Annotated in this window: 15 protein-coding genes; 3 read left to right on the forward strand and 12 right to left on the reverse strand. The window is 35.8% G+C overall.

Translation table 11 applies throughout. The annotated features are described in order from the left end of the window. Nucleotides 1–43: 43 nt before the first annotated feature. The 5 genes from ftsY to LBU54_RS05555 all read right to left on the reverse strand — a co-directional run bounded on the left by ftsY (nucleotide 44) and on the right by LBU54_RS05555 (nucleotide 3,070). Complete coding sequence (gene ftsY, locus LBU54_RS05535; RefSeq protein ID WP_224526947.1) at nucleotides 44–997, reverse strand: signal recognition particle-docking protein FtsY; 954 nt, start codon at nucleotides 995–997, stop codon at nucleotides 44–46. A gap of 142 nt (nucleotides 998–1,139) precedes the next feature. Further along, on the reverse strand, nucleotides 1,140–1,292 hold the full coding sequence (locus LBU54_RS05540) for a DUF4295 domain-containing protein (RefSeq protein ID WP_224526949.1): 153 nt from the start codon (nucleotides 1,290–1,292) through the stop codon (nucleotides 1,140–1,142). A gap of 7 nt (nucleotides 1,293–1,299) precedes the next feature. Next, the gene (rpmG, locus tag LBU54_RS05545) at nucleotides 1,300–1,482 is read right to left on the reverse strand and encodes a 50S ribosomal protein L33 (protein WP_076616981.1); all 183 of its coding nucleotides are present in this window, start codon (nucleotides 1,480–1,482) and stop codon (nucleotides 1,300–1,302) included. Nucleotides 1,483–1,506: 24 nt separating this feature from the next. Further along, the gene (gene rpmB / locus LBU54_RS05550) at nucleotides 1,507–1,743 is read right to left on the reverse strand and encodes a 50S ribosomal protein L28 (RefSeq protein ID WP_111683792.1); all 237 of its coding nucleotides are present in this window, start codon (nucleotides 1,741–1,743) and stop codon (nucleotides 1,507–1,509) included. Nucleotides 1,744–1,822: 79 nt separating this feature from the next. Next, nucleotides 1,823–3,070, reverse strand: coding sequence for a competence/damage-inducible protein A (locus tag LBU54_RS05555; RefSeq protein ID WP_224526951.1), 1,248 nt, complete (start codon nucleotides 3,068–3,070; stop codon nucleotides 1,823–1,825). Nucleotides 3,071–3,242: 172 nt separating this feature from the next. Between LBU54_RS05555 and LBU54_RS05560 the strand changes: the two genes are divergently transcribed. Continuing rightward, complete coding sequence (locus LBU54_RS05560; protein WP_224526953.1) at nucleotides 3,243–4,196, forward strand: acetamidase/formamidase family protein; 954 nt, start codon at nucleotides 3,243–3,245, stop codon at nucleotides 4,194–4,196. On the opposite strand, the gene LBU54_RS05565 is transcribed toward LBU54_RS05560, so the two are convergent. Genes LBU54_RS05565 through LBU54_RS05575 form a run of 3 tightly spaced genes read right to left on the reverse strand, consistent with a single transcriptional unit; the run spans nucleotide 4,197 to nucleotide 5,939 of the window. Next, the gene (locus LBU54_RS05565; RefSeq protein WP_224526955.1) at nucleotides 4,197–4,538 is read right to left on the reverse strand and encodes an Hpt domain-containing protein; all 342 of its coding nucleotides are present in this window, start codon (nucleotides 4,536–4,538) and stop codon (nucleotides 4,197–4,199) included. Further along, a complete protein-coding gene (locus tag LBU54_RS05570) occupies nucleotides 4,539–5,150 on the reverse strand; it encodes a fumarylacetoacetate hydrolase family protein (protein ID WP_224526957.1) in 612 nt (203 codons plus the stop codon). It lies immediately after the preceding gene. 12 nt (nucleotides 5,151–5,162) lie between these two features. Next, entirely contained in the window at nucleotides 5,163–5,939 is a 777-nt protein-coding gene (locus LBU54_RS05575) for a 3'-5' exonuclease (protein ID WP_224526959.1), read from the reverse strand. 108 nt (nucleotides 5,940–6,047) lie between these two features. Here LBU54_RS05575 and LBU54_RS05580 point away from each other — a divergent pair, with 108 nt between their 5' ends. Continuing rightward, the gene (locus LBU54_RS05580; protein ID WP_224526960.1) at nucleotides 6,048–7,124 is read left to right on the forward strand and encodes an NADH:flavin oxidoreductase; all 1,077 of its coding nucleotides are present in this window, start codon (nucleotides 6,048–6,050) and stop codon (nucleotides 7,122–7,124) included. 52 nt (nucleotides 7,125–7,176) lie between these two features. Here LBU54_RS05580 and LBU54_RS05585 read toward each other — a convergent pair whose 3' ends face one another. The 4 genes from LBU54_RS05585 to LBU54_RS05600 form a co-directional block, all read right to left on the reverse strand. Continuing rightward, on the reverse strand, nucleotides 7,177–8,517 hold the full coding sequence (locus LBU54_RS05585) for a dihydrolipoamide acetyltransferase family protein (protein ID WP_224526962.1): 1,341 nt from the start codon (nucleotides 8,515–8,517) through the stop codon (nucleotides 7,177–7,179). 92 nt (nucleotides 8,518–8,609) lie between these two features. Beyond that, nucleotides 8,610–9,710: a glycosyltransferase family 2 protein gene (locus LBU54_RS05590; protein ID WP_224526964.1), complete on the reverse strand. Its 1,101-nt coding sequence runs from the start codon at nucleotides 9,708–9,710 to the stop codon at nucleotides 8,610–8,612. 6 nt (nucleotides 9,711–9,716) lie between these two features. Beyond that, nucleotides 9,717–10,334, reverse strand: a complete 618-nt coding sequence (gene recR / locus LBU54_RS05595) for a recombination mediator RecR (RefSeq protein ID WP_224526968.1) — start codon at nucleotides 10,332–10,334, stop codon at nucleotides 9,717–9,719. Between the two features lie 94 nt (nucleotides 10,335–10,428). Further along, a complete protein-coding gene (locus LBU54_RS05600) occupies nucleotides 10,429–13,422 on the reverse strand; it encodes a VPS10 domain-containing protein (RefSeq protein ID WP_224526971.1) in 2,994 nt (997 codons plus the stop codon). A gap of 72 nt (nucleotides 13,423–13,494) precedes the next feature. Here LBU54_RS05600 and LBU54_RS05605 point away from each other — a divergent pair, with 72 nt between their 5' ends. Next, nucleotides 13,495–14,955, forward strand: a complete 1,461-nt coding sequence (locus LBU54_RS05605; RefSeq protein WP_224526974.1) for a sodium:solute symporter — start codon at nucleotides 13,495–13,497, stop codon at nucleotides 14,953–14,955. Nucleotide 14,956: the final 1 nt, after the last annotated feature.

Genomic DNA, 14,956 nt, shown 5'->3' on the forward strand with positions numbered 1-14,956 from the left:
AAAAGCCATGAGTAAATCAGGTTTCAATATTTATTTTCTTTGCCTACTTAAAAAAGGAATCTACAAATTCGAACTTATTAAAAACCTGTAAATCCTCTATTCCCTCTCCCACACCAATATATTTTACAGGAACTTTAAACTGATCACTAATACCTATAACAACACCGCCTTTTGCCGTGCCATCTAATTTAGTAACGGCTAATGAGGTAACTTCAGTTGCAGCGGTAAACTGCTTAGCTTGTTCAAACGCATTTTGACCAGTTGAACCATCAAGTACCAAAAGTACATCGTGAGGCGCTTCACCTACAACCTTTTGCATAACCCGTTTCACTTTTGTAAGTTCATTCATAAGATTAACCTTATTGTGTAGCCTACCAGCAGTATCAATAATTACCACATCTGCATCTTGGTTAACTGCACTTTGCAATGTATCAAAAGCTACCGAAGCAGGATCACTTCCCATTTGTTGTTTTACTATAGGAACCTCTACTCTATCTGCCCAAACTTGTAATTGATCTATAGCAGCAGCTCTAAAAGTATCTGCGGCACCAAGTACTACTTTAAGTCCTTGTTTTTTGAATTGGTACGCCAATTTACCAATGGTCGTAGTTTTACCAACACCATTTACACCAACGACCATAATAACAAAAGGTCTTTTATCTTGAGGTACCGAAAATTCCGTTGCCTCACCAACATTGGTTTCAGACAGCAATGATGCAATTTCTTCTCTAAGAATTTGATTTAATTCTGAAGTGCCTAAATATTTATCACGCGCTACACGCTCCTCAATGCGCTCGATTACCTTCAAAGTTGTATCAACACCTACATCACTCGTTACTAGCACTTCTTCAAGATTATCTAAAACATCATCATCTACTTTAGATTTACCTGCTACTGCCTTATTTAACTTAGTAAAGAATGATGTTTTGGATTTTTCAAGCCCTTTATCCAGTGTTTCCTTCTTTTCAGAAGAAAATATTTTTTTAAATAAACTCATTAAATATCAATTTGCTGATTAAATAGCAACAACCTTGCCTTTGTGGTATAAATGCAAAGTTGTCATGATGCGATCAAATATAGCCATAAAAAAACTGCTTTCAAACGAAAGCAGTTTTATGAATCTATATTTTAAAAACGAATTATTTCTTGTTCAAAAAGTCGTTGACTAGTTCTGGTGCCATAACCGATTCTACAAACATGTAAGCACCAGTCTTAGGTGATTTTACCATTTTTATAGCTTTTGTCAAACGCTTAGATCCTGTCTGTAAGGTTGCTACTGATTTCTTTGCCATGATTCAATTATTTTATCTCTTTGTGAACTGTCATACGCTTTAAAATTGGATTGAATTTTTTAATCTCCATTCTGTCTGGCGTATTCTTTTTATTTTTTGTTGTAATATATCTTGAAGTTCCTGGCATACCAGAAGCCTTGTGCTCCGTGCACTCTAAGATTACTTGTATTCTATTTCCTTTTTTTGCCATGGTTATTGACTTTAGCGTTTGCTATTATTTATAAAAACCTTTTGCCCTTGCTTCTTTAATTGCAGCAGAAATACCAATTTTGTTTATAGTTTTTAAAGCTGAAGTAGATACTTTGAGTGTTACCCATTTGTCTTCTTCAGGAATATAAAAACGCTTCTTAATCAAGTTTGCGTTAAACTTGCGTTTTGTTTTATTCATGGCGTGAGATACGTTGTTCCCAACCATTGCTTTCTTCCCGGTAAGTTCACAAACTCTTGACATTGTATTCTTTCTTTAGGTACGTTAATTTTTAACAGGGTGCAAATTTAGTAAATCTTTACGTTTCAACAAACATAAAGTGTTACTTTTTTGAAATTTCTTTGAGCAACATTTCAAAGGCTTTGTTGGTTGCCTTCATTATTACTTTCTCCCTATGATTACTAAAATTAAAAACCTTAGATATGACCTTGTCTTTAGTTGCAATAGCAATCCAAACTGTACCGACTTCAGCATGAGAATCACCTTTAGTTGGGCCAGCGTTTCCTGTCGTACTTAATCCATAATCTGTATTAAAAAGTTTCCGTACATTATTGGCCATAGCTTCAGCAACCTGACGGCTTACAACGGAATTCTGTTCTATTTCTTCTTCGGAAAGTTTTAAAACATTGATTTTAGCTTCGGTTGCATAGGTAACTAAACTACCCTTAAAGTATTGAGATGCGCCTGAATTAGCTGTGAAAGCTTGGGCAATTCTCCCTCCCGTACAACTTTCTGCAATGGACAGTGTTTCACCGACATCAGTTAATCGCGAGCCAATTATTTGCTCAATAGACATATCATCTTCAAAACCAACAAAAATATCCTCTACTAAGGGAATAAGTTTATCCACCTGTTTTTCCATTTCATATTCAACCAATTTTTCATCCATGGATTTAGCAGACAAACGTAATTTTACGCGTCCTAAACTTGGTAAATAGGCCAATTTTATAAAGTCTGGTAAACTATCCTCAAAATCTTCAATTCTGCCTGCTATAGCACTTTCTCCTAAGCCATAAGTTAGTAGTGTCTTATGCTTTATATATGGAAAACTATAGGTTTTTCTCAATAACGGAATGACCTCATTCTCTATCAATGCCTTCATCTCATAAGGTACTCCAGGAAGAGAAACAAATACCCTTCCATTTTTCTCCATCCACATGCCTGGTGCAGTGCCATATCTGTTCATTAGTACTTTGCATTTGGAAGGTACCAAAGCCTGATGCCTATTAATATCTGAAATTGGTGTTTTTATATATTTTGAGAATAAGTATTCTACATTTTGTAGGACGGCCTTATCCTCCACTAGAACATCATTAAAATATTCACATAAAGTGCGCTTAGTAATATCGTCTTTAGTTGGTCCTAGGCCTCCGGTAATAATAACAATATCGGCATTATCTTCTGCTTCTTTTAATGCTTTTAATATATGTTCCTTATCGTCTTGAACCGTGGTAATCTGGAAAATTGAAATACCAATTTTATTAAATTCTTTTGCAATAAATGCCGAATTGGTATCAATAGTCTGGCCTATGAGAATTTCGTCGCCAATTGTGATAATTTCTGCCGTCAAAAGTTGGTATTTTTAATGATTTTGACAAAGGTAATGCTATTAAAAGGTTAATTCATTAATTTTAAACATCCTTTAATAAAATTCTAAGCTAACTATGACTACTAAAACTATTTTCCAAACGCTTCTGTACTGTATACTATTTAGTTCCGTTTTTTATCAATGTAATGATAAAATGGAAAAAGCATCGACTGATACTCAGTTGATAGAGGAGAAAGTAAAACCAGAATACACTCTAACTAAGGACCAGACACACAATAAATTCAGTAGCACTATTGCACCAATACTTACAGTAAAATCCGGCGCTATCATTGAGGCTTTCACTGAAGATGCCAGTGATGAGCAGTTTAATCTAAATTCAACAATTGATGATCTTAAAAATCTCAATTTTGATCCAATTCACCCATTAACAGGACCTGTTTTTGTTGAAGGTGCAGCACCAGGCGATGTATTAAAGGTGACCTTACATGAAATTGAGATTGGAGATTGGGGCTGGAATGCCATATATCCTGGTTTTAGCTTTGTAGCTGACTCAATTAAAGGAGAATACCTGCGATTATATGACCTAAAGAATAATAAAACTAAGGTTAATTTTAACGATTCCATTCAACTAAAGCTAAATCCTTTCCCAGGGGTTATGGGTGTGGCTCCGGCAACCTCAGAGCTTCTTAGTACTATTCCGCCTAGAGCGAACGGCGGAAATATGGATGATCCAAATATGACAGTTGGCACCTCAGTATATTTCCCAGTATTTGTTGAAGGTGGTTTGTTTTCAATCGGTGATGGCCATGCTGTACAAGGTTTGGGCGAAGTATGTGGTACAGCCATAGAAGTGCCATTAAGAATCGTTTACGAGATCGAATTAATTAAAAACAAGTCCATAAAAGAGCCTCAATATGAAACGGATGATTATTATGCTACCACAGGCTATGGAACAACCATTGATATTGCTGCTAAAAAAGCGACCTTATATATGGTAGATTATCTAATGGAGGAGCATGGATTAAGCGAAAATGAGGCCTATGCCCTTTGTTCCCTTGCCGGAGACCTTAAAATAGCTGAAACGGTTGATTTGCCACATATGCTTGTTACCATGCATATGTCTAAAGATGTTTTGGGAATTAAATGATTATAAATTAAAATCAGATTTAATTTCTGCTGTTGCCTTTTCAACACCGTCTAAAACAGTCTGTAATTGTAAAGTAATATCCTTTTCCGATTGTTCAAATTTTCCCCAATCCTGAACTTCGAGCAATGCATGGTAGGCCTTTATACCAAAAAGTTCTAAGGTAGGTTTCATTTTATGAGCTGCCTGATAAGCTTCATAGTAATCATTTTCTGGTACGGCGATCCTTAAACGTTCTGCATCAACTGGTACTTCCTCAATGAAGGCTGCCGCTAAAGCCATAACGAAATCTTCGTCGTTATCTGCCATTTCTCTTACGCGATCTAATTTATAATGTTCTGCCATCTATTTAATTTTGATTGAAAACATTTCTTGGTCTTCAATATATCCTTTTAATTCATCATTTGCAAAAACCTTACCAACTCCTGCCGGAGTTCCGGTAAAAATAATATCTCCAATTTTCAACGTAAAATATTTTGATACATATTCTACAAGCTCATCAATTTTCCAAAGCATTAGTTCAGTATTACCAGTTTGAACAATTTCTCCATTTCGTTCTAAACTAAAAGAAATGTTATCTATATTGTCAAATTGATTTTTGGGCAGCCATTTACCAATAACTGCGGCGCCATCAAAAGCTTTGGCCTTCTCCCAAGGCAACCCTTTTGACTTTAATTGGCTTTGCAAATCTCTTGCAGTAAAGTCTATTCCAAGCCCAATTTCATCATAATATTTATGGGCAAACTTCTTATCAATATACTTTCCTACCTTTTTTATTTTCACCAAAACTTCTACTTCATGATGAATCTCATCAGAAAAATCTGGAATAAAAAAAGGCATTTTTTTCAATAAAATTGAAGTGTCGGGTTTTATAAAAACTACAGGATCTTTTGGCCTTTCATTTTCAAGTTCCTTAATATGTTCTGTGTAGTTACGGCCAATACAAATGAGCTTCATTCAGAAATGGATTTAATCTAACTTATTATTAAATTGTTTCAATTTTATAGCCGTTAATACCTTTTTTGTATATAAAGGAAAGTCTGCATTTAATAACCATCCAAAATAGCCGGGTTCTTGTTCCATAACATCAACTACCCGCTTACCTTTGTGTTTTCCAAAAGAAAAACATTCCTCTCCTTCCTTGTTGTATATCAAAAATCCTGCAAAATCTGCAAATTTTTTGCGCGAACTGAACTCAGCTAAAAACTTGGTGTCATTTTCTAGAGTCTCATATTTTGAAAGCTGAGCCTTTAAAACTTCAAAGGTCGCTCTAGTATCTGCTTCCGCACTATGCGCATCGTCTAAGTTTTTGTCGCAATAAAACCTGTATGCTGCACTCAATGTACGTTGTTCCATTTTATGGTAAATGGTCTGAACATCTACAGCAACTCGATTCTTCATATCAAAATCTACCTCGGCCCTGAGCATCTCTTCTGCCAACAAGGGAATATCAAATCGATTAGAATTGAATCCTCCGAGATCGGAGTCTTTTATAATATTGTGAACCTCCTTTGCTATTTCTTTGAACGTTGATGCATCTGCCACATCAGCGTCAGAAATTCCGTGTACCTTGGTTACCTCAGGGGGAATAGGAATTGTTGGGTTCACCAATTTAGTATAAGATTCTTCCTTGCCATTTGGATAAACTTTTAGGATTGAAATTTCTACAATTCTGTCCTTTGAAATATTAATTCCAGTAGTTTCTAAATCGAAAAAGCAAATGGGTTTATTAAGATTCAACTGCATGGGCCATATTTTTTTGCAAAGGTAGTCGAATTAAGGAAACTAGATGCCCATAAATGAAATTTGAGGATATTATTAAAATAGTCGAAATTCGTACTAAATTTTTTATTCATGAATACAAATCCTGCCTCTTCTATTCACTTTAACTGTGGGCTATCGATGAAAAATCGATTTATGCTCGCACCTTTAACCAATCAGCAAAGTAATGAAAACGGACAACTATCTGAAGACGAATTCAATTGGCTAACCCTGCGTGCAAAGGGCGGATTTGGCTTAACTATGACGTGCGCATCTCACGTTCAAGAGATTGGCAAAGGTTTTAGTGGGCAACTTGGTATTTTTTCAGACGAACATAAGGAGGGGCACTTAAGGCTGGCTTCTAAAATTCAGTCTTATAACAGTCTTGCCGTTGTACAATTACATCATGCTGGTATGCGATCACCATTTGAGGTGATAAAGACTAAAGCCGTTTGCCCATCTGACAATGAAAAACATAATGCTAGAGCACTAAGTATTGAAGAAGTTCGACAATTACGGGAGGATTTTATCAATGCGGCTGTAAGAGCTCAGGATTGTGGCTATGATGGTGTTGAAGTCCATGGTGCTCATGGTTATATTTTGACACAGTTCTTAAGTTCAAAAATTAATCAACGTGAAGATAAGTATGGAGGATCATTAGAAAATAGAGCACGATTACTCTTCGAAATTGTGAGAGGTATTCGTAAAAAATGTGGTCCGGAATTTTTATTGGGTGTTAGACTTTCACCCGAACGTTTTGGAATGTACTTGAGTGAAATGAAAGAAGTGAGTCAAACATTAATTAACGACTATAATATCGACTTTTTGGACCTCTCACTTTGGGATTGTTTTAAAACTCCTGAGGAATTTCCAGATAGCAAACTAAGTCTCCTTGAGCACGTGCTTCAACTAGACTATAAAAACGTAAAACTTACTGTAGCAGGAAATATTAGAACTGGCAAAGATGTACAAAAAGTACTCGATTCAGGTGTTGATTTTGCAACCATAGGTCGATCCGCAATATTGCATCATGATTTCCCAAAAAGAGTTATTAAAAACCCAAATTTTGAACCGATTAAAAATCCCGTAACAGAAGGCTATCTTCTAAATGAAGGTTTAAGTAAAACCTTTATTAACTATATGAGACGCTGGGAAGGTTTTGTTAACTAAAAAAGCACAGAGTTTATCTGCGCTTTTTACTTTAAATCTATTTGGTATAAATTTAAATTTCTCTATCCATGTCCCAAGCTTCAAGATAGTCTTTCACAGCTTTGACAAATTGACCTCCTAATGCCCCATTAACAACTCTATGGTCATATGAATGTGATAAAAACATTTTGTAACGGATACCTATAAAGTCTCCATCAGGCGTTTCAATAACTGCGGGCACCTTTCTTATTGCGCCAAGTGCTAAAATACCCACTTGCGGCTGGTTAATTATTGGAGTTCCCATTATGCTCCCAAATGTACCAACATTTGTAACTGTATAAGTTCCATCCTGTATTTCGTCTGGTTGTAGTGCACCTATTCTGGCTCTATTAGCTAAGTCATTAACTTTCTTAGCCATACCTAATAAATTCAACTGATCTGCATCTTTGATTACAGGTACAATTAAATTTCCATCAGGTAAGGCTGCTGCCATACCAAGATTAATGTGTTTTTTCTTAATGATATTTTCACCTTGAACAGAAATATTCATCATTGGGAAATCTCGCAATGCTTTCGCCACTGCTTCCATAAATATTGGTGTAAAGGTTAGGTTCTCACCTTCTCTTTTCTTAAAACCATCCTTGTGCTTATTTCTCCAATTCCAGATGTTGGTGACATCAGCTTCAATAAACGACTGCACATGAGCAGATGTATGTACTGAGTCTACCATATGTTTTGAGATGAGTTTACCCATTCTGGTCATTTCGATTATCTCATCATCTCCCGAAGCAACAATTGGTGCAACCTTTTGTTCTTGTATTGGTGCTGGTGAAGTATGTTTCGCTACAGGCTCTTGCGGTACAACAGGTTTGGTTTTAACTTCCTCCTCTTGTTTTGTGCCTCTACTTTCTAAATAGGCCTTAATATCATTTTTAGTAACTCGGCCATCTTTACCGCTTCCAGGAATGCTATCTAGTTCTGACTGTGATACACCTTCTTGCTTAGCTATATTTCGAACCAATGGTGAATAAAAGCGATCTTCTGAAGATACTACGGCTTCAACCGTCTGTTTTGCAGCAACTACAGTTTGAACAACTTCTTCTACATGTTCTTCTTTTATAGGTTCAGCTTTAGGCTGTTCTTTTGGCCCTTGAGCTACTTCGGTATCCTCACCTTCAATTTCAATAATAGCAATGGTTTGACCCACTTGAACAACATCGTCTATCTCAAATAATTTTTCAACCAAAACACCATCAACTTCACTTGGCACTTCACTATCTACTTTATCGGTTGCAATTTCCAAAACAGCTTCATCTGCTTCAATGGTATCACCTATGTCTTTTAACCACGAGGTAATTGTCGCTTCTGCAACGCTCTCGCCCATTTTAGGTAACTTAAGTTCAAACTTTGCCATATCTTTAATTTGAAGGTCCTTATTCGCTAATTGCCTGCAAAATTAATAAAAAAACCAATAATTTGTTGGTTTTTATGCATCATAAAAGTAGGTTAAATTTTATCTACAGCACCTCTCCTCACAGAAGAATCGCTTCCAATAATGAAATTACTACCCTTAAGTAAAAACCGAAATACCAGATTTTTCTGTAGACGCCTTTTTCTTATATCGTAAATTATACTCGTAAAACTTATGTAATCGCAGTCATAAATAAGCATTGCGTTAGGTGTAAGCTCTGCTTCCAGATTTTCAAGTATATGAACTTTTCTATTATTTATCCCTTTAAAACCGCCTTCTGTTTTATCCGAATAAACAAAGATGTTGTTTATATATATTGGCTTTTCGACTTTTGAAAATTTTAGGTGTTTGGACAAATTAATGCCTATCCCGACAATTGTATCAAATACCAAATTACGCTTAAAATGTTTTTTGTAAAAGATTTGCATTGCGCCAAAAAACCGTTTAGCATAAATAGTATCTTTTAACGTGCTTTCTCCCTTAAAATGAATAACAGATGTTTCTCCGAAATAATAATTCTGATAGCCTGCCTTTTTTATTCTATACGATAAATCGATGTCTTCACCATACATGAAATAGTCTTCATCAAATCCTCCAGTTTCACGATAAATTGACGTCTTCAAAAACATAAATGCACCAACAAATATGTCTGCAATACCAATTTCATTTTCATTTATATGATTGGCATAATAGGATTTACTACATCCTAGCATTTTTTTTAATGCTACTGTTGGTGTTGGAATGTTTCTTTTACTCTCTGGTAAAAAGCTACCAGTACCGTCAATAAGATGGCATCCTACTATTCCTGCGTTGGGCTTGACATCGTAGAATTCAATAATTTTCTCAAAAGTATCCTCTGAAACAACCGTGTCAGGATTTAATATACAGAGATACTCGCCTTTTGCTTTATTAACACCAATATTATTACCCTTAGCAAAACCACAGTTTTCTTTATTCTCGATTAGTATGACCTTCGGAAAAAGAGATTTTACCATCTCACAACTTCCATCAGTTGAGTTATTGTCTACGACGATAATTTCACCATCAAGATTGGAGATAGCCCTTTCGACACTTTTTAAACATAATTCTAAAAAATAACGAACATTGTAATTTAGGATAATAACAGAAAGTTTCACCGAACTTTATGATTTAAGAGAGGCCTCAAACGGAACCCTATCAACAATACTTCTTCCCAATGTAATCTCATCAGTATATTCTAGCTCATTTCCAGCCGCGACACCTCTAGCAATAGTCGACGTAGCAACATCCATACCTTGGATTTGCTTAAAAATGTAAAAATTGGTCGTATCGCCTTCCATCGTCGGGCTCATGGCAAAAATTAATTCTTTAACAGTTCCCTTTTTAACCTTTTCCACAAGCGCCTTAATAGTTAAGTCTTGCGGTCCAATCCCATCCATAGGTGAAATTTTTCCTCCCAAAACATGATACAAACCTTTGAAGGAACTTGTGTTTTCTATTGCCATGACATCTCTAATATCCTCAACTACACAGATTATATCCGTTTGCCTTTTTGGATTTTCGCAAATCTCACAAATGTCCTTATCACTAATGTTATGACATGATTTACAAAATTTAATTTCGGCTCTTACTTTTGAAAGGGCATCTGCTAATTGAAATGTTTGAGTGTCTGGTTGTCGAAGCAAATGTAAAACAAGCCTCAAGGCAGTTCGCTTACCTATTCCAGGTAGCTGAGACATTTCATTAACAGCATTTTCAAGTAATTTAGAAGAAAATTCCATGTTTGCGAAGTTACAGCTTTTAGCTTCATTCCTAAAAATAAAAAAGTCCAATTATTAAGTAGTAATAATTGAACTTGTTATAATAAACCTGTTCTTATTTTAGAACTAATTTTTTGGTTAATTCACCGTAAGAACTATTCAATTTTACGAAATATACTCCTTCCTCAAAATTTGAAACATCAATACGCTGACCATTAATTAAATTTAACTTTTTAGAATAAAATACTAACTTACCTAGGGTATTATAGATTCTTACACTAACGTCGTCTGATTTTGTCCATTTAATATTAACCTCATCTGCTGCTGGGTTTGGATAAATACTAAAGTCTTCAATAGTAAATTCGTTTATACTTAGGGCCGCATCATATAAGTTAGAACGCCATAATCCCCTGCCATAAGTAGCAGCATAAATCTTATTATCTGCCGTGTTTATCTCAAGTTCATTGATTCTAACATTTGGAAGATTGTTATTAAATGGAATCCATGTATTTCCTAAATCATTATCGGTGTAATAAACGCCATAATTCATACCTACATAGAGACCATCTTCTCCATTATCCTGCCAAGCTACAGCCTGAGCAGAAAAATTAGGAAGATCCCAAGGAATTCCTGTAAATGACAGGCCACCATCTATACTTACATAAACTTTAGTGCTATTGGTTGTTGCTATAGCGATTTTATCAGGATCTGTTGGATGTACTGCAATACTATTTACTCGACCACCACCAAGATTTAATCCAGATTGTGTCCAGAATAATCCTCCATTGGAGGTGTACCAAAAAGCACCATCTATAGCTAGATACATTTTGTTACTGTCAGTTGGTGCTATTTTTAAATGGTCAACACTAGCACCAAAATTTTGGGAAGCAGGGGTCCATGAGCTACCTCCATTTATTGATTTGTAGACCTGATCAAAAGCACAATAAATAGTATTCTGAATTATTGGATCCTGTTCAAAAGGCACAATCCAATTCCAGTTACTTTGACCTCCCTTTCCATCTGGTTGATCAACGCCAATTACAGAATTGCCGCCATTTAAGGATTTTACAAATGATCCGAACTGTGATGTCCCATATAAAATTTGAGTGTTGTTTTTATCTACAAATCCTTCCATACCATCAGCGCCCCACCAATCGTACCAATTCCCATCAGCTCTTAAAACAGAGGATCCGTTATCTTGAGAACCTCCTGTTACGATCACCGGATCCGTTTGGCTTATACCAATTTTGTAAAACTGCCGAATCCCCATACCTGGGGTCAAATCCGTATAATAATTTGTGTTTACTGTAGTTGGGTCTTCTGCTCTAAAAATCCCACCATCTGTACCTACAAATAATTTTGCATTTGCGCCAGTGCCAGCAAAAAACATGATATCAACGTCTGCATGGCAATAGCCAATATTTTCATTAAAAGCTCCTCCAGGTGTCCATTGAGAACTTATATTAAACGACACACCACCGTTTGTAGAGCGCCAAGTATTTATTCCAGCAATATGAACATCATTAACATCATTCGGATTAACTGTTATGGCCATATCTCTTGGTGCTTGTCCAAGATTATCAAATCCATTGGAATCATACCCGAAGTAATTTTGAAAAGGATGACTAAGTTGCGAGAAGGTTATACCACTATCGGTTGACTTGTGAAAACCGCCAAATACATTACCATCTGCTTCTACAACGTAAACTACTGACGGGTCATCTGGTGAAACACCTATCATCTTAACACCTGAGGAAAAATTGTTTGGTGCAGATTCAAAACCATCTGAGAAAACTGTTCCTAAATTATTTGTTTCAATTGAAATATCATCTAAGGTTAATCCCCTTCCATAGTTGGAAGTACCTTCAAATGCAACATAATAATCACCAGTAGGGTTTGGAAGATTTAAAGTAATATCTGCCCAGATTGTTGATTCTGCTGTATACTCTGCGATTTGGGTCCAATTTCCGCCGGCAGATGTTTTATAAAATACTCTCAGCTCATCTATATCCCCTGCCCAATTGACATTGGTATAGGAAAAATTTACACTTGGATTAACCGCTCCAGCTAAATTTAATGATGGAGTAACCAATCTAGTTTTTGGCTGCGAAAAATTACCTATATAAAACAGTGCCATGCTATTACCTGTTCTTGGTGAGACTGTACCATTTTGGTTTGAACCAGATGTTGTCCAATCGGTTGAACCACTCACATATTCTTGCGTCCAAGCACCTAAACCATCACTAGTATTGAAAGTTAGGCCACCATCAGTAGAGACAAAGAATTGAGTCCCTGAGGCATAAATTGTATTAGTATCTCCTGGTTTAAATTGAAAATCATAACCAGTTGTTGCACTAGTGTTTATAGATGTCCATGTTGAACCACCATTTATAGATTTAAATAATCCTCCGCTTTGTGCACTTGCATACATTTTTGATGTATTAGTTGGATCAATTAAAATTCTATTTACCGTTCCTCCTAATCCACTTCCATGGAGTGTCCACGTTGCACCACCATCAGTCGATCTAAAAATAGACCCACCCGTCGATCCCCAATAATAAATGTTACTATTTAGTGGATCTATTGCCAATGAATAAACGTCTATGTTTGATAAATTATCTGTTAACACAGTCCAAGTTGAACCGCCATTCAGACTTTTCCAAACACCACCTGTTTGACTACCGGCAATGATATGGTTTAAGTTAGCTTCGTCTACAGCAATAGATGTTATACGGCCTACTCCTGGGTTGTAACCTGACGTCGCATTCCAGTAGGTTGGTCCCATTTCTTCCCATGTTCCGACTGTAGTTCTTGACAGCACGCCTTCATTATTCAATCGTGCATTGTAGTTTATAAGTTCATTATAGTAAAATTCTGGAGTTTTTAAATAGCCATTTTCATCCATGGCACGTTCTGCGAAATATTGCCATCTTCTAAATGGCTTATATCCAGTACCTCTATCTCTACCCACTTCATCAAAGTAAGCTTCGGCACGTTCTGTAATATATTGAACGGTGTGATCTCCTTCTGCAATTAAATCAAGATATTCTTGTGCCGATAATGTTAGTGAAGCAAACAGACATACAAAATAAAAAACAATCTTTTTCATATTTTTTTAATTTCGGTTAGCTAATTTTTCCAAAAATAGTACTTTTCCAAAAATATCCTTAATAATACCTAAATGTCACCATTTTCAATACTGATTTTAATTGTGAGCTACTTCAGTATTCTTATCTTAATTTCTTACTTAACTGGAAAAGAGGACAATAACGATGTGTTCTTTAGAGCAAATAAACAATCACCGTGGTATATTGTTGCATTTGGAATGATTGGTGCATCACTCTCCGGAGTTACCTTCATTTCTGTACCAGGTTGGATAGAAGGTTCTCAGTTTAGTTATTTTCAGGTAGTACTTGGCTATATGTTTGGTTATTTTGTTGTTGCTTTTGTGCTTTTGCCTATATATTATAAACATAATGTCACCTCCATTTACGAGTATCTCATGACTCGATTCGGTGTGGTAAGCCATAGAACCGGTGCGTTTTTCTTTTTTATTTCAAGGGTTATTGGCGCCGCATTTAGATTGTTTTTAGTGGCAATTGTTTTGCAACAATTTGTGTTTGACGCTTGGAATGTACCTTTTGAAATCACGGTTATAATTTCCATTTTATTGATTTGGGTTTACACAAATAAAGGTGGCATAAAGACAATTATTTGGACAGACACATTACAGACCCTATTTATGCTTTTAGCTGTCGGTTTATCCATTTACTTCATTAATGATAGTTTAGGATGGTCATTTAGTGAATTTCTTGCTTCAGAAGAATTAAAAAACTACGATAAGGTTTTTGTTACCGATAGCTTTTTAGAACGAAGTCACTTTGTAAAATCTTTTCTTGGTGGCATGTTCATCACCATATGCATGACTGGCCTAGATCAAGATATGATGCAAAAAAATCTAACCTGTAAATCGCTAAAAGACGCACAGAAAAATATGGTATCGTTCAGTGTGGTACTGGTAATTGCTACATTTTTATTTATGCTATTGGGTGCCTTATTATACATCTATGCGAATAAGAATAATGTCGAAGTGCCACTAATGGATGGAAAGCCAAGAACAGACCTACTCTTCCCGGAAATTGCTTTAAATAGTGGCCTTGGTATTACACTTGCCGTTACATTTATGCTTGGCTTGATTGCGGCAGCATATAGTAGTGCCGATAGTGCACTTACATCGCTTACCACTTCATTTTGTGTGGATTTTTTAAATATTGATAAAAGACCGCAGGATCAGCAGAAAAAACTTCGAAAAAGAATACACATAGCCATGAGTGTATTATTAGTTCTGGTCATAATAATTTTTAAGTATGTGCTGACAAGTAATGTCATTGATAGCCTATTAACGGTAGCTGGTTATACTTACGGCCCATTACTCGGATTGTTTGCATTCGGCATTTTTACCAAATTCGAAATAAAAGATAAGTATGTGTGGATCGTGGCACTTATTTCTGCTGTTATCATTTCGATTGTTGGTGCAATTCCACCAGAAAAATTAGGTGGTTATACACTGGGCTACGAATTACTTCCAATTAACGGTTTAATAACATTTTTAGGACTTCTGCTCATTAAAAAAAGGAAATAAC

It is taken from the genome of Winogradskyella alexanderae (assembly GCF_020166335.1).
Taxonomy (GTDB): domain Bacteria; phylum Bacteroidota; class Bacteroidia; order Flavobacteriales; family Flavobacteriaceae; genus Winogradskyella; species Winogradskyella alexanderae.

Coding starts and splice junctions, on each gene's coding strand:
- ftsY (WP_224526947.1), bottom strand. CDS start 997: ATGAGTTTATTTAAAAAAATATTTTCTTCTGAAAAGAAGGAAACACTG.
- LBU54_RS05540 (WP_224526949.1), bottom strand. CDS start 1,292: ATGGCAAAGAAATCAGTAGCAACCTTACAGACAGGATCTAAGCGTTTG.
- rpmG (WP_076616981.1), bottom strand. CDS start 1,482: ATGGCAAAAAAAGGAAATAGAATACAAGTAATCTTAGAGTGCACGGAG.
- rpmB (WP_111683792.1), bottom strand. CDS start 1,743: ATGTCAAGAGTTTGTGAACTTACCGGGAAGAAAGCAATGGTTGGGAAC.
- LBU54_RS05560 (WP_224526953.1), top strand. CDS start 3,243: ATGGAAAAAGCATCGACTGATACTCAGTTGATAGAGGAGAAAGTAAAA.
- LBU54_RS05565 (WP_224526955.1), bottom strand. CDS start 4,538: ATGGCAGAACATTATAAATTAGATCGCGTAAGAGAAATGGCAGATAAC.
- LBU54_RS05570 (WP_224526957.1), bottom strand. CDS start 5,150: ATGAAGCTCATTTGTATTGGCCGTAACTACACAGAACATATTAAGGAA.
- LBU54_RS05575 (WP_224526959.1), bottom strand. CDS start 5,939: ATGCAGTTGAATCTTAATAAACCCATTTGCTTTTTCGATTTAGAAACT.
- LBU54_RS05580 (WP_224526960.1), top strand. CDS start 6,048: ATGAATACAAATCCTGCCTCTTCTATTCACTTTAACTGTGGGCTATCG.
- LBU54_RS05585 (WP_224526962.1), bottom strand. CDS start 8,517: ATGGCAAAGTTTGAACTTAAGTTACCTAAAATGGGCGAGAGCGTTGCA.
- recR (WP_224526968.1), bottom strand. CDS start 10,334: ATGGAATTTTCTTCTAAATTACTTGAAAATGCTGTTAATGAAATGTCT.
- LBU54_RS05600 (WP_224526971.1), bottom strand. CDS start 13,422: ATGAAAAAGATTGTTTTTTATTTTGTATGTCTGTTTGCTTCACTAACA.
- LBU54_RS05605 (WP_224526974.1), top strand. CDS start 13,495: ATGTCACCATTTTCAATACTGATTTTAATTGTGAGCTACTTCAGTATT.